The following is an 18,880-nucleotide window of genomic DNA, read 5'->3' on the forward strand; positions in this document are numbered from 1 at the left end:
ACGCGGTGGTCACGAGGACGCTCCCGCCGCGGCCGGCGACGCGGCCGGATCCTGATCGACGTGGTCGTCGGCGTGCGCCGAGCGGATGGTCTTGATGGTGTCGATCAACTGCTCGATGGTGATGGTGCCGACGTACTCGCCGCGGTTGCCGGTCACGGTGGCCGTCGCATTGCCCTCGGCGAGAAGGGCTTCGAGCGCGTCCTGCAACGTCGACTGCGTCGAGACCAGTTCTCCGATCGGGACGCCGACGTCGCGGAGGCTGCCGACATCTCGCAGATGGCGTCGGTCGGTCCATCGCACCGGGCGACGCCGCTCGTCGAGAATCAGACCCCAGGCCTGCGGGTCGGAACCGAGGGCGGCGTTCATGGATTCGACGGGCTCGTTCTCGCCGAACGCGGGCACGTCGGACAGTTCGATGTCGCGCACGCGCATGAGGGTGAGCTGCTTGAGTGCGGCGCCGGCACCGACGAAGCCGGCCACCGTGTCGTCGGCGGGGTTGGCGAGGACGGCCTCCGGTGTGTCGTATTGGAGGATCCGCGACTGGTTGCCCAGCACGGCAATACGATCACCGAGTTTGACCGCCTCGTCGAAGTCGTGGGTGACGAAGACGATGGTCTTGCCGAGTTCCGACTGCAGGCGCATGAGTTCGTCCTGCAGCAGACCACGAGTGATGGGGTCGACGGCCCCGAAGGGCTCGTCCATGAGCAGCACCGGAGGATCGGCGGCAAGGGCTCGTGCCACGCCGACGCGTTGCTGCTGGCCACCGGAGAGCTGCCGCGGGTAGCGGCCGCGGTACTGGGCCGGGTCGAGACCGACGAGGTCGAGCATCTCGTCGGTGCGGCTCTCGATCTTCTTCTTGTCCCACCCGATGAGCCCCGGCACGATGCCGACGTTCTGCGCGATGGTCATGTGCGGGAACAGTCCCGCCTGCTGGATGGAGTACCCGATGGTGCGCCGGAGCTCGTTCGGGTCGATCGACAGCGCGTCCTTGCCACCGATGGTGATGCGACCCGACGTCGGCTCGATCAGGCGGTTGATCATCCGCATGGTGGTGGTCTTGCCGCAGCCCGACGGGCCCACCAGGACGACCACCTCGCCGGCGGGAATGGTCATCGACACGTGGTCGACGGCGGCGTTTTTCTGACCCGGGTAGGACTTGGTGACGTCCTCGAGCACGATCTCCGCGCCGGTGGTGGTGCGATTGCTGTCAGTCACGGATACCCCTCGAGGTGGTGAGCTTGCCGACGAGCACGTAGATGCCGTCGAGGATCAACGCCAGGACGACGATGAGAACGGTGCCGGTGAGGGCCTGGGGAACAGCGGTGGGACTGCCGACGCGGGCGAGGCCGGAGAAGAGCAGGTTGCCCAGGCCCGGGCCCTTCGCGTACGCCGCGATGGCCAGGATGCCCATCGCCATCTGCGTACTGACGCGCATGCCGGTGAGGATGGACGGCCACGCGAGCGGGATCTCGATGCGCCGCAACACGGCGACACGACTCATGCCGATGCCGCGGGCGGCGTCGCTCACCGCGGGGTCGACCGCCGCGAGTCCCACCACCGTGTTCCGGATGATCGGGAGCAGCGAGTAGAGCACGAGGGCGGTGACCGTCGGGCCGACACCGAGTCCGAGGATCGGAATGAGCAGGCCCAGGAGGGCGAACGACGGGATGGTCAGAACGGTGCTGGCCAGAGCCGTCGCCACGGCGGACCCCGCAGGACTGCGGTACACCAGGATGCCGATGACGACGCCGAGCAGAGTGGCGATGAGCACGCACTGCACGACGGCGGAGACGTGCAGATAGGAATCGATCGCGAGCTGCTTGCGCCGCCCGACCACGAAGTCCCAGAGTGCATCCATCAGGCGCAGATCCTTTGTTCGGGAACAGTGGGGCGCAGCGGCACGTGTGCACTGCGCCGTCCGGATCTGCGGGTGGATCGGCACCCACGGCCCATCGGGACGTTTCCACTTCTACCCCGATCGATGCCGTGACAAACGGAAACGGCGATATCGGCGACCGGATCGAGACCACCCGGTGAACGCCGAACGCCCGGCCGGAAAGATCCGGGCCGGGCGTTCGGGGTGCGATCGAGTGATCAGCAGTCGTAGTAGAGCTGGGATTGCTACCTGGAGGTTGACCTCTGCCAGCACTGTTGGGCACGTTGAATTTGTGCAGTTCGAGCCATTGAACGTGTTGGTTAGTCGAGAGCGGCGAGGAAGCTGCTGCGGACGATCTGCGGACGACGCAAGTATGTCGCGCGCGCGTGAGGCAGACGGTAACCGGGTGCGCGAGAGCCGTTCGCTCACACGTTCGACCGGCTGCTATCGTACGCCGGCGGGCCGGGTGGAGGCTGAGGCTTTGGGAAGCGCTCGGCCCGCACTTGCAGAAAGGCGGCAGGATTCGAACTTCGCAGATACTGTCGCGTATGCCCTCGTACGCATTCGCCAAGTGGCACGGTGAACGAAAAGACGTGCTTGACAGTCTGGAAGCTGTTCATGGTGCTGTAACCAAGGGCAGACGTGGCAGGCAAAGAGTCACGTCACATTACAATCTGACGATGCTCGTGGCCCTGGCGGCCGAATTTCAGGGGTTCGCTCGCGACCTGCACGATGAGTGTGCCATTGCGCTGGTAGACAGCCTCACGCCGGGTAACGACGACCAAATCACAGTACTTCTCCCTGCGTTAACTAACAATCGGAAACTGGATACGGGGAATGCAAATCCGAGCGTCTTGGGAAGTGATTTCCTGCGCTTTGGTATGTCTATCTGGGACGAGCTTGAATTCACCTTTCCGAGCCGTAAGGCCGACTGGAATCTTCGTCTGGAGACGCTGAACAAGGTTCGTAACGCGGTTGCACACAGCAACGAAGACAAGCTTGCGGATCTCAAGCGCGAGCACCTGCTCACGCTGGCTGTCTTCCGCAAGTGGCGTCGCGAGGTCACACGGTGTGTAGCGGGTATGGACCGCGTCTGTGAGGCATACTTGAGGAATCTCACGGGTGTAAGTCCGTGGTGATGAGGGGAAGGAACCAGGGATGAAGGGCCGTATCAAGACGGGCTTGAAGATCACCGCTCCGTTTGGGAAGCGCCATGTGTCTGGTGTGGTCACAGGCTCACACGCCAACCGAGTCGAGGTCGAGCTCCGCGTCGGTGAGAGCGTCGTCAGGTCCTTCTACCGACCGGACCAGCTTTCGCCTGCGTGAGACTCTCAGCTCTCACTGAATCGTTCCGAGGGCGACGTCGTCGACGCGGTTGGCGTTCTGGCCGGCACTGAAACCGCCGTAGTTTCCCGTCGGGATGGAAGGCTGGGGCAACACCACGAGCTCGACGCCGGCCATCTTGCTTGGAGCATTCGCAGGCCTCCGTGTCGCTGAGGCATCCGCACTGCGCACCACAGAAGACGTCGACTTCATCCGAGGCGTCGTACACCCGAAACTGCAGTGGCCGGCGAAGCCGCTCAAGACGCAGGGGAGTGAGGCACCCGTCCCGATCCCTCAAGAGATGGCGCTTTTGCTGGCCGCCGCCGTCCAGACCTACCCGCACAAGAACTTGGTGACGAACGGTTGGGGTGGTGCAGCCGGTCCGTGGGTGATCGAGCGGGAAATCCGTCGAGTGAAGCCGCTCATCGAGACTCTGCCCGCTGAGTTCAGTTTTCACGACCTACGGCACTACATGGCGTCATTGTTGATCGCCTCCGGCGCCGATATCAAGACAGTGCAGGCCCGGATGCGCCACGCCAGCGCCACCACGACGTTGAACGTCTACGGGCACATGTGGCCGGACGCAGACGAGTCCACCCGTGCCGCGGTTGGTATGTGATTGCGGCTCGGATGGACTCGTTGCGGGCTACTGCGGACTGACTGCGGACGCAGGGGATGCGCCGAACGCATACCCCCTGGTCAGCGTCAAGTAGTGATCAGCAGTCGTAGTAGAGCTGGAACTCGTAGGGGTGCGGACGGAGGTTCACCGGGGCGATTTCCGACTCGCGCTTGAGCGAGATCCAGGTCTCGATCAGGTCGGTGGTGAACACGCCACCGGCGGTCAGGTACTCGTGATCCTGCTCGAGGCGGTCGATCACGGCCGGCAGCGAGGTCGGTGCCTGCGGGATGTTCTTGGCCTCCTCCGGCGGGAGCTCGTAGAGGTCCTTGTCCACCGGAGCGAGCGGCTCGATCTTGTTCTTGATGCCGTCCAGGCCGGCCATCATCTGCGCGGCGAACGACAGGTACGGGTTGCCGGACGCGTCGGGGGCGCGGAACTCGAGGCGCTTGGCCTTCGGGTTGTTGCCCGTCGTCGGGATGCGCACCGCGGCGGAGCGGTTGCGGCCCGAGTACACCAGGTTGATGGGGGCCTCGTAGCCCGGCACCAGACGGTGGTACGAGTTGATCGTCGGGTTGGTGAACGCCAGCAGCGACGGCGCGTGGTGCAGGATGCCGCCGATGTAGTGACGAGCCAGGTCCGACAGACCGGCGTAGCCCTTCTCGTCGTAGAAGAGCGGCTTGCCGTCCTTCCAGAGCGACTGGTGCACGTGCATACCGGAGCCGTTGTCGCCGAAGAGCGGCTTGGGCATGAAGGTCGCGGACTTGCCGTGCTGCCACGCGGTGTTCTTGACGATGTACTTGAACAGCTGCAGATCGTCGGCCGCACGCAGCATCGTGTTGAACTTGTAGTTGATCTCCTGCTGGCCGCCGGTGCCCACCTCGTGGTGGCCGCGCTCGAGCTCGAAGCCCGCGTTCTGCAGGTTGGTGGAAATCGCGTCGCGCAGGTCGACGTAGTGGTCGTACGGCGCGACCGGGAAGTAGCCGCCCTTGGGGCGAACCTTGTAGCCGAGGTTGGGGGAGCCGTCGATCTCGGCCTCCGCGCCGGTGTTCCAGGCGCCGGAGCTCGAGTCGAGCTCGTAGAACGCGCCGTTCATCTGCGAGTCGTAGCGCACCGAGTCGAAGATGTAGAACTCCGCCTCGGGACCGAAGTACGCGGTGTCGGCGATGCCCGTCGAGACCAGGTACTCCTCGGCCTTGCGCGCGACGTTGCGGGGGTCGCGGCTGTAGGACTCACGCGTGTACGGATCGTGGACGAAGAAGTCCATGTTCAGCGTCTTCGCGCGACGGAACGGGTCGATCTGCACCGTGCCGTAGTCGGGAAGCAGCATCATGTCCGACTCGTGGATCGACTGGAAGCCGCGGACCGACGAACCGTCGAAGGCGAGGCCGTCCTCGAGGGTGTCCTTCGTGAACGCCTTCGCTGCGATCGAGAAGTGCTGCTGAATGCCCGGGAGGTCCGTGAAGCGGATGTCGACGTATTCGATGTCCTCGTCCGCGATGTACTTGATGACCTCTTCGGCCGTGGTGAAAGCCACGCTTGTGCTCCTTCTGTGTCGAGTGCCGATCCGCGTCGATCCGTCACCGGGTGCGCGGCAGCTCCGTCGAGGCACGACGGTAGGGAAGCGGTGTTGCCTGACCGTCAAGCCCGTGTTTCGTCGGTGTTACGGAGGTTACGCACGCCACGTCGCCCCGACCTGCGGACCGCCTATCCTGGGGTCATGGCTCTCGACCTCTGCACGGCTGGTGACCGCTGATGGCGCGCGCGACGGGGTCGTGGCTGTCCGGCCCGGCGGCGGCGAACCCCGGTGGTGACCACGACGCCCAGGCCTACCAGGGCGAGTACCTGGGCCTGCCGAAAACCGGCCGCGGTTCGCTCGCGGCGACACCCCGCCGGGTGGCCGCCCTCACCATCGATTGGCTGATGTCGATGGGGGTGTCCGCGCTGTTCCTCGGCGCCGCGCTCGACGGGGGGTATCTCTCGACGGCGACCCTGGGCGTGTGGTTCGTCCTGGGCGTCGTCAGCGTCAGCCTGTTCTCGTTCACGCCCGGCCAGTTCGTCATGGGCATCCAGGTGGGGCGGATCGACGGGCCGGGACGCGTCGGCGTCGTGCGCGCCCTCGTCCGTCAGGTCTTCCTCGCCGCCGTGGTTCCCGCCGTCATCTCCGACATCGACAGCCGCGGCATGCACGACCGCGCCACGGGAACGGCGCTGCTGGTCGCCCGCTGACCGGCCGAACGACGAACTCCCGCGCTGCGACTCGTCTCCGGCGCTGCGAACGGGCAGCGCGCGAGGCGAGTGGCAGCGCGGGAGCGGGTAGGACGCAGACCGGGGTCAGCGGCGCTTCATGGTGCGCTGCATGCCCTTCATCTTGGCGCCACCGGGAATGGGACCCTTCGGCAGCGGGGGACCGGACCGGGTTCCCAGCGCCGCGAGTCGACCCTCGATGGTCTCCATACGCTTGGCGTCGATGTTGCGGGGCAGCTTGGTGAGGAACTTCTGCAGACCCGAGAGCGGCACCTGGCCGTCGCCGTTGCCCACCACCACGTCGTAGATCGGGGTGTCGCCGACCAGGCGGGCGATCTTCTTCTTCTCCTGCGCCAGCAGCGATTTGACGCGGGTGGGCGATCCCTCGGCGACCAGGACGATGCCGGGGCGTCCGATGACGCGGTGAACGGCGTCGAGCTGCGCGGTCCCGGCCACGGCCGTTTTCACGCGCCAGTTCCCGCGTAGGTTGTCCAGCGCCCATGCCGCGGCGCCGGCCTGTCCGTCCGCCTTGCCGTACACCGACTTCTGCACCCGACGGCCGAAGATGACGAAGGCGACCAGGACACCGATGAGCAGACCGAACGGCAGCAGCAACCACTCGATGCCGAAGACCAGGCCGATCAGGAAGAACAGCACCGTCATGCCGACGACGGATCCGATCATCAGCGGCAGGAGGAGCTTGTCCTCCTTGCGCTGCATCTGGAACGCCTGCCACAGCTGAGCGCGCCGCTCCTTGGAGGCCTGCTTGCGTGCGGCTTTGGCGGCGGCCTTGGCTTCCTTGGTGGGTTTACCGGAGCCGGATCTGCCGGTCTTCGTCGATGCCATGACGTCCAGGATAGGCCCCGACGGCCGGGGAACCGAACGGCCCGCCACCCGCAGGAGCGGGGGCGGGCCGGGGGACGAATCGGACGCAGGTCCTACCGCGCGGCGAGGCGCTCCATCAACGAACTGGCCTCCTGCGACGCCGAGCCGGCGTCGCCGAGGTGCGCCATGTTCTCCGCGATGGGACGGCCGTGGTGCGCCATCGCCTGTGCGTAGAGACGACCGGCGCGGTACGACGAGCGCACCAGCGGCCCGGCCATGACGCCCGCGTAGCCCATGGCCTCCGCGGCGGCGGAGTGCTCGACGAACTCCTCCGGCTTGACCCACCGCTCGACGGGGTGGTGCCGAGGGGACGGGCGCAGGTACTGGGTGATGGTGAGGATGTCGCAGCCGGCGTCGTGCAGATCCTGCATCGCCTGCGTCACCTCCTCCGGGGTCTCGCCCATGCCCAGGATGAGGTTGGACTTGGTGACCAGGCCGGCGTCGCGTGCCGCGGTGATGACGTCGAGGCTGCGCTGGTACCGGAAGGCCGGGCGGATGCGCTTGAAGATGCGGGGGACCGTCTCCACGTTGTGCGCGAGCACCTCCGGCTGCGAGGAGAAGACCTCGGCGAGCTGATCGGGATCGGCGTTGAAGTCGGGGATGAGCAGCTCGACACCGGTGTTGGGGTTGAGCCGCTTGATCTCGCGCACGGTCTCCGCGTAGAGCCAGGCGCCACCGTCCTCGAGGTCGTCGCGCGCGACTCCGGTGATGGTGGAGTAGCGCAGACCCATGGCCTGCACCGACTCGGCGACGCGGCGCGGCTCGTCGCGGTCCAGGTCGGCCGGCTTGCCGGTGTCGATCTGGCAGAAGTCGCACCGCCGGGTGCACTGCTCACCGCCGATGAGGAAGGTGGCCTCGCGGTCCTCCCAGCATTCGTAGATGTTGGGGCAGCCCGCTTCCTCGCACACCGTGTGCAGTCCCTCGCGCTTCACGAGGCCCTTGAGTTCGGTGTACTCGGGGCCCATCTTGGCGCGGGTCTTGATCCACGACGGCTTGCGTTCGATCGGGGTCTCCGCGTTTCGGATCTCGAGGCGGAGGAGTTTGCGTCCGTTCGGGGCGTGTGCGGGGTTCTCGGGTGCGACGGTCACCGGGCCGATCCTACGCCCGACCGAACCGCCGGGTTCGCGGTCGGGGTCCTGCCGTGACCGGCCGTCGGATCAGCGGAAGACGGTGGTGGTGAACTGCGGTGCGGCGGGCGCATTCTCCGCCGACGGGGTGCGGTCGAGCTCTCGATCGGTCACCTCGAGTCGGCCGTCCAGCGCATCGACGATCCACCGTGTGACGTCGGCCGTCACGTCGTCGACGGTGACCGATCGCCCGAGTTCGTTCGACAACGTCGTCACCCCCGCGTCCGCGATCCCGCACGGCACGATCGCGCCGAAGCCGTCGAGGCTCGCGTCGCAGTTGAGGGAAAAGCCGTGCAGGGCGACGCCGCGCTGCACACGCACGCCGATGGCGGCCACCTTGCGTTCCGGCTGCCACACGCCGCGAACGGGACCGGCGGCGAGCCAGACACCCGAGCGTCCGTCGACCCGTCCGGTGGTCAGCCCCAACTCACCGCAGAACGAGATCAGCGCTTCCTCGATCAGGCGCACGTACCGCACCACGTCGACCGGCTCGGCCAGACGGACGATGGGGTAGCCGACCAGCTGACCGGGGCCGTGCCAGGTGATCTTGCCGCCGCGGTCGACGTCGATGACGGGTGTGCCGTCCGTGGGGCGATCCTCCGGCGCGGTCCGTCGACCGGCCGTGAACACCGCCGGATGTTCGAGAAGCAGCAGCTCGTCCTGCCCGAGCCCCTGCGCTCGTCGATCGGCCACCGCGCGCTGCAACTCCCACGCCTGCAGGTAGTCGACGGTGCCGAGACGGCGGACGTCGACCGGAGTGGATTCGAGACGGATGGGGCGGCTCATCGGGACGACTCTACGCCCGCGCCCGGGCGTCGGAGATCAGCCGACGGTGTCCGCGAGCGCCTCGCCGATGGTGTTGTGCTCGAACGTGAAGCCGTGCTTTTCGAGCACCGCGGGAATGGCGCGAGGATTGGACAGAATGGCCTCGTTCGCGAACTCCCCGATGAGGGCGCCCACGGCGAACCCGGGCACCACCCAGGGTGCGGGCCGACGGGCGGCGCGACCCATCGCGCTGTTGAACTGCGCGTTGGTCACCGGTGCGGGGCCCTGCAGGTTGACCGGACCGTGGATCTCGGCGTTCTCGACGGCGAACACGATGGCCCGCACCTCGTCGGTCAGCGAGATCCACGGGAAGTACTGGCGGCCGCTACCGAGGCGGCCACCCAGGCCGAGCTTGTACAGCGGGCGCAGTTTGCCCATCATCCCGCCGTGGCGGGACAGCACGGCCGCGCTGCGCAGCAGGACCACTCGGACACCGTTCTCCGCGGCGTACGACGTCGCCCCCTCCCAGTCCCGGCACACCTCGGCCAGGAACCCGGAACCGGCGGGCGCGGTCTCGTCGACCACTCGGTCGCCGGTGTCGCCGTAGAAGTTGATGCCGCTCGCGTTGATCAGTGCCGGCACCCCCGCCGCCACGACGGCGCGCGCGAGCAGTTCCGTCGGTTCGATGCGACTGTCCCGGATGGCCTGCTTGTAGGCGCCCGTCCACCTCTTGTCGCCGATGCCCACGCCGCACAGGTTGACGACGGCGTCCGCGCCGGCCAACGCCGAGTCGTCCAGCCGGCCCTCCGCAGGGTTCCAGGTGATCTCGTCGGGGCCGGCGGCCGGGCGCCGCACCAACCGATCGACGTCGTGCCCCGCCCGGCGCAACGATGCGACGAGAGCAGTTCCGATCAAGCCGGACGAACCGGCGACGACGACACGCACGGTGACGGGCCTCCTGTGCTGGTGGAACGCGGATGGGACCGGGCGGAGACGCCACGAGGGGCATCCGCCTCGGCGGATGCCCCTCGTGCAGTCGAGCGTCGATGCTGGCCGGTGCCGACTGCCGGGGGCTGTACCCGACGGTACCGACCCGGCCGGGCCGACGACGTCCGGCGACTACAGGCCCAGGTCGGCCTCGAACGCACCCTCCTCGAGGCGGTGCTTGACGGTGGTCAGGAAGCGACCGGCGTCGGCACCGTCGACCAGGCGGTGGTCGTAGGTCATGGGCAGGTAGGCCATCGACCGGACACCGATGGACTCCGCGCCGGAGGCGTCGGTGACCACCACGGGACGCTTGACGATCGCACCCGTACCCAACATCGCCGCCTGCGGCGGGACGAGGATCGGGGTGTCGAACAGCGCGCCCTGGCTGCCGATGTTGGTGATGGTGAACGTGCCACCGGACAGCTCGTCGGGCTTGAGGCCGTTGGAGCGGGCGCGGTTCGCGATGTCGGCGATCGCGCGGGCCAGGCCGGCCAGCGACAGGTCGCCGGCGTTGTGGATGACCGGCGAGAGCAGACCCGCCTCGGTGTCCACGGCGATGCCGAGGTGCTCCGAGTCGTAGTAGGTGATCTGCTTCTTGTCCTCGTCGATGCTGGCGTTGACGTTCGGGTGCACCTTGAGCGCCTCGACGACGGCCTTGGCGAAGAACGGCAGGAAGGTGAGGTTGACGCCCTCGCGTTCCTTGAAGCCGGCCTTGGCGCGGGTGCGCAGCGCGGCGATCCGGGTCATGTCGACCTCGAACACCTGCGTCAGCTGGGCCGACGTCTGCAGGGACTCGCGGGTCTTCTTCGCCGTGATCTGGCGGATCCGGTTGATCTTCTGCGTGGTGCCGCGCAGGTGCGCGAGCTCCGGGCGCACGCCCGCGTTCGACGGCGCGGACGGGGCGGGAGCCGACGCCGCGGGCGCCTGCTGCGCGGCGGGAGCGGACTCCTGCTTCGCGGGAGCCTTCTTGGCCTCCGCGGCCGCGAGGACGTCCTGCTTGCGGATGCGGCCGCCGACACCGGTGCCGGTGACCGAGTTCAGATCGACGTCGTTCTCCGCGGCGAGCTTGCGCACCAGCGGGGTGACGTACGGGCTGGACCCGGACGAGGTGGACGAGGAGTCCGACGCGGGCTTTTCGCCGCCGCCCGAGCTGTTCTCGGACTTCGACTCCGACTTCGGCTCCGGGGTGTAGTGCTCCCCGGCGGGCTCGGGATCGGCCTGCTTGGACTTCTGCTCGGCCGGGGCGGCCTCGGCCTTGGGTTCGGCCTTCGGTTCGGGCTTCGGCTCCGGCTTGCTCTCCTGCTTCGGGGCGTCCTGCTTCGGCTCGGGCGCCTTCTCCGACTTCGCCGGCGCACCGGAGCCGATGACGGCGAGCTGTCCGCCGACCTCGACGGTGTCGTCCTCCTCGGCGGTGATCTCGAGGAGCGTGCCCGCGACGGGGGAGGGGATCTCGGTGTCGACCTTGTCGGTGGAAACCTCGAGCAGCGGCTCGTCGACGGCGACCTCGTCGCCCACGGCCTTGAGCCACCGGGTGACGGTGCCCTCGGTGACCGACTCGCCCAGCTCCGGCATGGTGACCGGGGTGCCGTCACCGGAGCCGGAATCGGACGAGGAGTTCGACTGGTCGGACTCGGCGGACGGCGCGGGGGCCTCGGCCTCGTCCTCACCCTCGACAGATGCCTTCTCGGCGGCGTCGGACGGGCCTGCGTCGGCCTCGTCGCTGTCGTCGGCGCTGGCGGAGTCGTCGCTGGTGTCGGCGCTGCCGGAGTCGGCCGCGTCGCTGTCGGAGTCGCCGATGACGGCCAGCTCGCCGCCGATCTCGACGGTGTCGTCCTCCTGCGCGACGATCTTCGTCAGCACACCCGCGGCCGGCGACGGAATCTCCGTGTCGACCTTGTCGGTGGAGACTTCGAGCAAGGGTTCGTCGACTTCGACCGTGTCCCCCTCCTGTTTCAGCCACCGTGTGACAGTTCCCTCGGTGACGCTTTCACCGAGGGCTGGCATCTGGACGGAGAAGGTCATGTCTGTTGACTCCTCGACAGTTGTTGAGCGGGTGTAGCGGCTGGTGCCGACTCGTGGTCGCGTGCAGTGTGCTGGTGCGGCGCGTAATCCGAGTCGGCTGTCGGTGACGACACGGGGCGTTGTCCCCGCGACCTTCGACCCACAGCGTGAGGTGGTTCACGCGCGTGCGGACCCATCCTGTCACTTCCCGCCACGCGGCGCGCCCGGCGGGGTCGGCGCGGCGTCTGGATGATGGAACAAGAAGGATTGCGTGCATTACGTGCAACGACGACGGCACGTGAGAAGCAGCGGAACGCAGAACACGTCGAGGGCGGACGAGGCAGGAGCGGAAGAGTGGGACTGTTCGACAGGCTGCGGCGATCGGGTGGACGACGAGGGAGCGGCGCGACCACGAGCGACCGTCAGTACCTCGCGGACTGGACGGCCGCGCGGGTGGGTGTGGAGGCGTTCGTGGAACCGGAGACCACCGTCACCCCGATCACCGTGGTGCTGGTCGCGAAGGACGGCGAGTGGACGCGGCGGGCCGTCGGCGGGGCGAAGGGCGCCCGAAAGCTCGGGGAGGACCTGAAGATTCCGGTCTACGACGTCCGCAAGGTCGGCTACCCGCAGCGGATGCGTGACCACGACGCCCGGCAGAAGATCATCCGCCGGCGTGAGCAGGGCGCTTGAGCGCCCTGCTCACGGCCGGGTGACGGTCAGCTCTTCGGCAAAGACGATCAGCCGTTCTCGGCGGAGACGATCAGCCGTTCTCGGCAAAGACGATCAGCCGTTCTCGGCGATGTCCTCCAGCACGGCGATCATGGTGCGGACCGGAACACCGGTCCCGCCCTTCGGCGTGTAGCCGAACGGGCCGCCGGTGTTGAACGCCGGACCGGCGACGTCGATGTGGGCCCACTGGACGCCCTCGGCCACGAACTCCTTCAGGTAGAGGCCGGCGACGAGCATCCCGCCCCACCGGTGGTTGGTCACGTTCGCCAGATCGGCCACTCGACTGTCGAGGTCCGCACGCAGCTCCGTCGGCATCGGCATGGCCCATCCGCCCTCGCCGACCCGCTGCGAGATCGCCGCCACGCGGTCGCGGAACGCGTCCGTTCCCAAGACGCCCGGTGTCCGGGTGCCGAGCGCGACCATCTGCGCGCCGGTCAGCGTGGCGGTGTCGATCAGGTAGTCCGGTTCGTCCTCGCAGGCCCGCACGATCGCGTCCGCGAGGATGAGTCGACCCTCCGCGTCGGTGTTGATCACCTCGACGGTGGTGCCGCCGTACTGGGTGAGAACGTCGCCCGGCCGCTGCGCCGTCGAGGACGGCATGTTCTCGGCCATCGGCACCGTGGCCGTGACGTTTACCGGCAGCTCGAGCTTCGCGGCGAGCACGACCGTGGCGACGACCGCTGCCGCGCCGGCCATGTCCGAGGTCATGTTCTCCATCCCGGCGGCCGGCTTGATGGAGATGCCGCCGGTGTCGAAGGTGATGCCCTTGCCGACCAGGGCCACGGACGGCGCCTTCTTCTTGCCGCCGGTCCACGACAGCCGGACCAGCCGGGGCGGACGCGAGGACCCCTTGCCGACGCCGACGATGCCGCCGTACCCGCCGCGCTCGAGCGCGCGCTCGTCGAGCACCTCGACCGACAGCCCGGCCGCGGACCCGAGAGTGCGCGCCCGTTCGGCGAACTCGGCCGGGAAGAGATGGCTCGGCGGGGTGTTCACCAGATCGCGTGCGACCCCGACGGCCTCGGCCACGGCGACGGCGCGGGCCAGGTCGGCCTTGGTCTGCTTGTCGCGCGGCGAGTCGACCAGCAGGTCGATCCGGGTGAGGGACGGAGCGTCGTCGTCGGCGGGCTTCTTGAACTCGGTGAAGCGGTACGACCCGAGCACGAGCCCTTCGGCGACCGCACCGAGCCCGGCCGGCGCGAGGGTGGTGCTGACGTGGCCCACACCGGTGAGGGCGCGCGCGGCCGTTCCCGCCGCCGCGCGGACCAGGTCCTCCGTCCGGTCGTCGGCACCGCCGAGCCCGACACTCACGACGGACGCGACCGGCAACGAGGACGGGGCGGGGATGCGGTGGACCTGATCGCGGCGACCGGTGGCACCGACGGCCACGAGTCCGGCGAGGACGTCGCGAGCGGCGTCGCCCAGGAAGTGGTCGCCGATCAGGCGCGGTTCGCCGGCTGTGGTCTCGAGTCCGACGAGGATGGCGTCGGCGGCCTTGTCGACGGTGCCGGCGAGGACCAGGTCGGGTCCGGGTGTGCTGCTCACGAGTGGTGACTCCTGTGGGTCGGCGGACGGTCGAAGACCTCGATCGTAGGGCGACCGGCCGACAGGCATCGTTCCGGCGGGGCAGGCACTAGCGTTGCCCCTCATGAGCGATGTCGCACTGCAGCAGGGACCCCTCCACGACGCCCACGTCGCGCTGGGAGCGACGTTCGCGTCGTTCGGCGGATGGTCGATGCCCGTCTCCTACGCGGGCACCGTCACCGAACACACCGCCACGCGCACCACCGTCGGACTGTTCGACGTCAGCCACCTCGGCAAGGCCGTCGTCCGCGGACCGGGCGCCGCGGACCACGTGAACGCCGTCCTGACCAACGATCTCGGCCGCATCGGACCCGGCCGGGCGCAGTACACGTTGTGCTGCACGGAATCCGGCGGCGTCGTCGACGACCTCATCGCGTACGTCGTGTCCGCCGAGGAGGTCTTCCTCGTTCCCAACGCGGCCAACACCGCCGCCGTCGTCGACGTCCTGGCCGCCGAGGCCCCGTCGGGAGTGACGGTGGAATCGCTGCATCGCGGCCGCGGGGTGCTGGCCGTTCAGGGGCCGCGCTCGGCCGCCGTGCTCGCGGCCGTCGGCCTGCCGTCGTCGCTGGCGTACATGGCGTTCGAGGACGTGCCCTTCGGCGACGGCGAGGTACGGGTCTGCCGCACGGGATACACCGGCGAGCACGGGTACGAACTGTTGCCGCAGTGGGACACCGCGGCGCCGCTGTGGGAAGCGTTGCTGGCCGCGGTGCGCGCCGAGGGTGGACAGCCCGCGGGTCTGGGCGCGCGTGACACGCTGCGGACAGAGATGGGCTACCCGCTGCACGGTCACGAGCTGTCGGTCGACATCACCCCGCTCGAAGCCCGATGCGGATGGGCCGTCGGGTGGTCCAAGCCGGCGTTCCACGGCAAGGACGCCCTGGTCTCACAGAAGGAGTCGGGTGCACCCCGGACGCTCGTCGGTCTGCGCGCCGTCGGTCGCGGAGTGCTGCGGGCCGAGCTGGCGGTGCTGCGCGACGGCGAGCCCGTGGGGACGACGACGTCGGGAACCTTCTCGCCGAGCCTCAAGGTCGGCATCGCCCTCGCGCTGGTGGACACGGCGGCGGGGGTGGCCGTCGGCGACGCCGTCGAGGTGGACGTGCGGGGTCGCGCCGTGGCGTGCGAGGTGGTGCGGCCGCCGTTCGTCGAGTCGCACGTGCGGTGACCGCCGCGCGGCCGTGAGCGTTGACCGCGGCGCGGTCGTGAGCGTTGACCGCGGCGCGGTCGTGAGCGTTGACCGCGGCGCGGTCGTGAGCGCCGACAAACCGCTGGACCTGGTGTCCTAGGATGACTCGCATGACCGCTCACCTGGAGTTCACGCGTCACGCGCACCCGTCACCTGCCTCCGAGCAGGCACTGGCCGCGGTACTCGAGGCTCCGGGTTTCGGCGTGCACTTCACCGACCACATGGTGAGCATCGACTGGGACACCGACCGCGGTTGGCACGACGCCGTCGTGACCCCCTACGCGCCCTTCCCGATGGATCCGGCCGCGATGGTCCTGCACTACGGGCAGGCGATCTTCGAGGGCCTGAAGGTCTACCGCCAGCCGGACGGCAGCCTCGCCTCGTTCCGCCCCGGCGCGAACGCCGACCGGCTGCAGTCCTCCGCCGCGCGCATGGCCATGCCCGCCCTGCCGGCGGAACTCTTCCGCCGGTCGATCGAGGAGCTGCTCGCCGTCGATCACCGCTGGGTGCCCGTCGCCGGCGGCGAGGACGCGCTCTACTTGCGCCCGTTCATGTTCGCCACCGAGGCGGGCCTCGGCGTGCGGCCGGCCTCGTCGTACCGCTACCTGCTCATCGCCTCGCCCGCCGGGGCGTACTTCCCGCGCGGCGTCAAGCCGGTCAGTGTGTGGCTGTCCACGGAGTACGTCCGCGCGTCTCCCGGCGGCACGGGTGCGGCGAAGTTCGCCGGCAACTACGCCGCGTCGCTGCTCGCACAGGCCGAGGCAGCGGACCAGGGGTGCGATCAGGTGGTGTGGCTCGACGCGATCGAGCGGCACTACGTCGAGGAGATGGGCGGGATGAACCTGTTCTTCGTCTTCGGGTCCGGCCCCGACGCCCGGTTGGTCACCCCGTCGCTGTCCGGATCGCTCCTGCCGGGCATCACCCGCGACTCCCTGCTGGCTCTCGCCACCGACGCCGGCTTCGCGGTCGAGGAGCGCCGCATCTCCACCGACGAGTGGCGGAAGGAGGCCGAGTCCGGCGAGATCACCGAGGTGTTCGCCTGCGGCACCGCAGCGGTCATCACCCCGGTGGGGCGCGTCAAGTCCGCCGAGGGCGAGTTCGTCGTCGGCGGCGGCGAGCCGGGCGAGGTCACCATGGCCCTGCGCGACACCCTCACCGGGATTCAGCGAGGAACGTTCGCCGACACCCACGGCTGGATGAGCACGCTGCGGTCAGCCGACCAGTAGCCCGACGGCGACCACCGCGGTGGTCGTTTCGATGCACGCCCCGAGCACGTCGCCGACCAGCCCGCCGAAGCGGCGTGCGCAGTGGTGCACCAGCAGTGTCGCCGCACCGAGCGCGAGAGCCACCGCGATCGCGCCCTGCCACCACGGCGCGGCCACCGCGGCACCGACGGCCACGGCGACGACGCACCACACCGAGACGGACACCCGGCCCTGCGTCGCGGCGACGAGCGCACCGAAGCCCGTCGTCGTGGCCGCGGGGATCGAGGTGCGGCACGCGAGCACCACCGCGCAGCGGGCGACCGTCACGGCGGCGACGACGGACAGGGTATGACCGCGGGCCACGAGTTCGCCGAAGGCCACCGCCTGGACGCCGCCGACCGTCGCGAGGGCGGCGACGCCGAACGGTCCGGCACCGCCGGACTTCATCACCTCCCGCGCACGCTCGGGCGGGCCGTAACACCCCAGTCCGTCCGCGGTGTCCGCGAGGCCGTCGACGTGCATGCCTCGGGTGAGCAGAGCCAGCGCGGCGACGGCGAGGATGCCGCCGAGCAGCGGAGGTAGGGACGCGACGTCGGCGAGCAGCAGGACCCCGGCCGCCACGGCGCCGAGCACGACGCCGACGAGAGGGACTGCCGCGATCGCGCGTCGGGCGTCGTCACGCGTGACGGACGACGGGCCCCGTAGCGGCACCACCGTCGTCCACGTCAGCGCCAGACGCAGGTTCATGCGTCGCGCGTGCTGACACCGGCGTCGTCGAACGTCGCCATCTCCGCGAGCGTCGCGACGGCACCGGACAGAATCGGCAACGCCACGACGGCGCCCGACCCCTCACCGAGCCGCATCGACATCTCCAGCAGCGGCTCGAGCCGCAGGTGGGCGAGGGCCAGAGAGTGCGCCGGCTCCGTGGACCGATGACCCGCGACCCACCACGCCGACGCCCCGACCGACAGATCGTGCGCCACCAGCGCCGCGGCGGAGACCACCAGCCCGTCCAACACCACGGGCGTACGCCGGACCGCGGCCTGGATCAGGAATCCGGTCATGGCCGCCAGATCGGCGCCGCCCGACGTCCGGAGCAGGGCCACCGGGTCCTTGACCACCGGCCGGGCACGCCGCATCGCGTCGCGCACGGCCGCCGTCTTGCGCATCCACCCGGCGTCGTCGACGCCGGTGCCGCGACCGACGGCCGCGACCGGCTCCGTGGTCGTGATGGCCGCGATCAGCACCGTCGCCGGCGTGGTGTTGCCGATGCCCATGTCGCCCGCGATCAGCAGGTCCGCACCGCCGTCGATCTCCTCGTCGGCGATCGCCTTGCCCGCCGCCAGCGCGGCCCGCACCTCGTCCTCGGTCAGTGCGTCCTCGCGGTCGATCGAGCCCGACGAGCGTCGTACCTTGCGGTCGCTCACGGCGTCGTCGGTGTCCGCGTCGACCGCCATGTCGACCACGCGCACCGTCGCGCCGGCGACCGCTGCCAACGCGTTCACCGCCGCACCGCCCGCCCGGATGTTGGCCACCATCTGCGCCGTCACCTCGGGCGGATACGCGGAGACGCCGTGCCGAGCCACGCCGTGATCGCCGGCGAAGACCACCACGCGGGCGCGCTCGAACGGCCGCGGCGGGCAGACGCCCTGGCACGAGGCGACCCAGGCTCCGAGCGTCTCGAGCCGGCCGAGGGACCCGGCCGGCTTGGTCAGCGAGGCCTGCCGCTCGCGCGCCTGCCGCGCCACCGCCGCATCGGGCGGGTCGACGGGGTCGAAGAGGGGAGCGGTGTCGGTCACCGAGGGCTCCGTCCGTGATCGGGTTCGGGAAGAACGAGGGTTCGACCGGCGACGACGAGCTCGACGCGGTCGCACAGGTCCGCCAGCCGGGCGTTGAGGGCGCCGATCTCGTCGCGGAAGACCCGGCCCGCTCGCGACTCGGGGACGACGGACAGGCCCACCTCCGGCGTGACCATCACCAGCGTGTCGGAGCGGCTCGCGACCGCGGCGACCAACTCGTCCACCGCTGCCGTCACCGCGCCGCGAGGAGCGTCCCAGGCCTGCAGATCGTCGAAGGCCCCGGCCAACCACGTGCCGAGATCGTCGACCAGCGTGACACCACCGGTCCGCAGCGCCGTCGCCAGGTCCCGATGGTGCGCGATCTCCACGGTGGTCCAGTGCGCCGGGCGCCGGTCGCGGTGTCGGTCGATGCGATCCGCCCAGTCGGTGTCCCCCGCGTCACGACGGCCGGTGGCCACGTACCGCACCGACGACTCGTCGCCCACCAGCGCCTCGGCACGGCCGGACTTGCCCGACCGGGCGCCGCCGAGAACCAGGGTCCGCGGCATCG

Annotated in this window: 19 protein-coding genes; 6 read left to right on the forward strand and 13 right to left on the reverse strand. The window is 69.4% G+C overall.

Annotation, left to right across the window (positions count from 1 at the left end; all coding sequences use genetic code 11):
- Positions 1 to 9: 9 nt before the first annotated feature.
- Complete coding sequence (locus tag A3Q40_RS05610; RefSeq protein ID WP_068100342.1) at positions 10 to 1,215, reverse strand: ABC transporter ATP-binding protein; 1,206 nt, start codon at positions 1,213 to 1,215, stop codon at positions 10 to 12.
- The gene (locus A3Q40_RS05615) at positions 1,208 to 1,858 is read right to left on the reverse strand and encodes an ABC transporter permease (RefSeq protein WP_068100343.1); all 651 of its coding nucleotides are present in this window, start codon (positions 1,856 to 1,858) and stop codon (positions 1,208 to 1,210) included. The genes A3Q40_RS05610 and A3Q40_RS05615 overlap by 8 nt, the downstream gene beginning before the upstream one ends.
- A gap of 698 nt (positions 1,859 to 2,556) precedes the next feature.
- Here A3Q40_RS05615 and A3Q40_RS20155 point away from each other — a divergent pair.
- The gene (locus tag A3Q40_RS20155; RefSeq protein WP_235606458.1) at positions 2,557 to 3,015 is read left to right on the forward strand and encodes a hypothetical protein; all 459 of its coding nucleotides are present in this window, start codon (positions 2,557 to 2,559) and stop codon (positions 3,013 to 3,015) included.
- A gap of 199 nt (positions 3,016 to 3,214) precedes the next feature.
- Here the strand turns inward: A3Q40_RS20155 and A3Q40_RS20990 are convergent, their stop codons facing one another.
- Positions 3,215 to 3,337 carry a hypothetical protein gene (locus tag A3Q40_RS20990; RefSeq protein ID WP_256365947.1) on the reverse strand — a complete coding sequence of 41 codons (123 nt, stop codon included), beginning with the start codon at positions 3,335 to 3,337 and terminating at the stop codon, positions 3,215 to 3,217.
- On the opposite strand from A3Q40_RS20990, the gene A3Q40_RS19725 reads away from it, so the two are divergent.
- A complete protein-coding gene (locus A3Q40_RS19725) occupies positions 3,297 to 3,818 on the forward strand; it encodes a site-specific integrase (protein WP_235606460.1) in 522 nt (173 codons plus the stop codon). The two genes, A3Q40_RS20990 and A3Q40_RS19725, sit on opposite strands and share 41 nt — an antisense overlap.
- 97 nt (positions 3,819 to 3,915) lie before the next feature.
- Here the strand turns inward: A3Q40_RS19725 and glnA are convergent, their stop codons facing one another.
- Positions 3,916 to 5,352, reverse strand: a complete 1,437-nt coding sequence (gene glnA / locus A3Q40_RS05625; protein WP_068100346.1) for a type I glutamate--ammonia ligase — start codon at positions 5,350 to 5,352, stop codon at positions 3,916 to 3,918.
- A 218-nt stretch (positions 5,353 to 5,570) separates the two neighbouring features.
- Here glnA and A3Q40_RS05630 point away from each other — a divergent pair, with 218 nt between their 5' ends.
- Positions 5,571 to 6,044, forward strand: coding sequence for an RDD family protein (locus tag A3Q40_RS05630; RefSeq protein ID WP_068100348.1), 474 nt, complete (start codon positions 5,571 to 5,573; stop codon positions 6,042 to 6,044).
- 105 nt (positions 6,045 to 6,149) lie between these two features.
- Here A3Q40_RS05630 and A3Q40_RS05635 read toward each other — a convergent pair whose 3' ends face one another.
- The 5 genes from A3Q40_RS05635 to sucB all read right to left on the reverse strand — a co-directional run bounded on the left by A3Q40_RS05635 (position 6,150) and on the right by sucB (position 11,848).
- Entirely contained in the window at positions 6,150 to 6,908 is a 759-nt protein-coding gene (locus A3Q40_RS05635) for a DUF4191 domain-containing protein (RefSeq protein WP_068100352.1), read from the reverse strand.
- A 92-nt stretch (positions 6,909 to 7,000) separates the two neighbouring features.
- Positions 7,001 to 8,044 carry a lipoyl synthase gene (gene lipA / locus A3Q40_RS05640; RefSeq protein WP_170851431.1) on the reverse strand — a complete coding sequence of 348 codons (1,044 nt, stop codon included), beginning with the start codon at positions 8,042 to 8,044 and terminating at the stop codon, positions 7,001 to 7,003.
- A 60-nt stretch (positions 8,045 to 8,104) separates the two neighbouring features.
- Entirely contained in the window at positions 8,105 to 8,860 is a 756-nt protein-coding gene (gene lipB / locus A3Q40_RS05645) for a lipoyl(octanoyl) transferase LipB (protein ID WP_068100354.1), read from the reverse strand.
- A 36-nt stretch (positions 8,861 to 8,896) separates the two neighbouring features.
- Positions 8,897 to 9,784, reverse strand: coding sequence for a TIGR01777 family oxidoreductase (locus A3Q40_RS05650; RefSeq protein ID WP_068100357.1), 888 nt, complete (start codon positions 9,782 to 9,784; stop codon positions 8,897 to 8,899).
- Positions 9,785 to 9,958: 174 nt separating this feature from the next.
- On the reverse strand, positions 9,959 to 11,848 hold the full coding sequence (gene sucB, locus A3Q40_RS05655; protein ID WP_068100358.1) for a 2-oxoglutarate dehydrogenase, E2 component, dihydrolipoamide succinyltransferase: 1,890 nt from the start codon (positions 11,846 to 11,848) through the stop codon (positions 9,959 to 9,961).
- Positions 11,849 to 12,181: 333 nt separating this feature from the next.
- Between sucB and A3Q40_RS05660 the strand changes: the two genes are divergently transcribed.
- Positions 12,182 to 12,517: an oxidoreductase gene (locus tag A3Q40_RS05660; RefSeq protein ID WP_068100359.1), complete on the forward strand. Its 336-nt coding sequence runs from the start codon at positions 12,182 to 12,184 to the stop codon at positions 12,515 to 12,517.
- A gap of 93 nt (positions 12,518 to 12,610) precedes the next feature.
- On the opposite strand, the gene A3Q40_RS05665 is transcribed toward A3Q40_RS05660, so the two are convergent.
- Positions 12,611 to 14,170 (reverse strand): leucyl aminopeptidase, encoded by a 1,560-nt coding sequence (locus A3Q40_RS05665; RefSeq protein WP_082833772.1) that lies wholly within the window; start codon positions 14,168 to 14,170, stop codon positions 12,611 to 12,613.
- Positions 14,171 to 14,204: 34 nt separating this feature from the next.
- Between A3Q40_RS05665 and gcvT the strand changes: the two genes are divergently transcribed.
- Positions 14,205 to 15,305 carry a glycine cleavage system aminomethyltransferase GcvT gene (gene gcvT, locus A3Q40_RS05670; RefSeq protein WP_068100363.1) on the forward strand — a complete coding sequence of 367 codons (1,101 nt, stop codon included), beginning with the start codon at positions 14,205 to 14,207 and terminating at the stop codon, positions 15,303 to 15,305.
- Between the two features lie 131 nt (positions 15,306 to 15,436).
- Positions 15,437 to 16,552 (forward strand): branched-chain amino acid aminotransferase, encoded by a 1,116-nt coding sequence (locus A3Q40_RS05675; protein WP_068105344.1) that lies wholly within the window; start codon positions 15,437 to 15,439, stop codon positions 16,550 to 16,552.
- Here A3Q40_RS05675 and A3Q40_RS05680 read toward each other — a convergent pair.
- The 3 genes from A3Q40_RS05680 to A3Q40_RS05690 are packed head-to-tail and all read right to left on the reverse strand — an operon-like array spanning position 16,538 to position 18,878.
- Positions 16,538 to 17,278, reverse strand: a complete 741-nt coding sequence (locus A3Q40_RS05680) for an adenosylcobinamide-GDP ribazoletransferase (RefSeq protein WP_068100365.1) — start codon at positions 17,276 to 17,278, stop codon at positions 16,538 to 16,540. The genes A3Q40_RS05675 and A3Q40_RS05680 overlap by 15 nt on opposite strands.
- Positions 17,275 to 18,330 (reverse strand): nicotinate-nucleotide--dimethylbenzimidazole phosphoribosyltransferase, encoded by a 1,056-nt coding sequence (cobT, locus tag A3Q40_RS05685; protein WP_068100366.1) that lies wholly within the window; start codon positions 18,328 to 18,330, stop codon positions 17,275 to 17,277. The genes A3Q40_RS05680 and cobT overlap by 4 nt, the downstream gene beginning before the upstream one ends.
- Positions 18,327 to 18,878 (reverse strand): bifunctional adenosylcobinamide kinase/adenosylcobinamide-phosphate guanylyltransferase, encoded by a 552-nt coding sequence (locus tag A3Q40_RS05690; RefSeq protein ID WP_068100368.1) that lies wholly within the window; start codon positions 18,876 to 18,878, stop codon positions 18,327 to 18,329. The genes cobT and A3Q40_RS05690 overlap by 4 nt, the downstream gene beginning before the upstream one ends.
- Positions 18,879 to 18,880: the final 2 nt, after the last annotated feature.

Origin of the sequence: Rhodococcus sp. PBTS 1 (assembly GCF_001620025.1) — a bacterium.
GTDB classification, from domain to species: domain Bacteria; phylum Actinomycetota; class Actinomycetes; order Mycobacteriales; family Mycobacteriaceae; genus Rhodococcoides; species Rhodococcoides kroppenstedtii.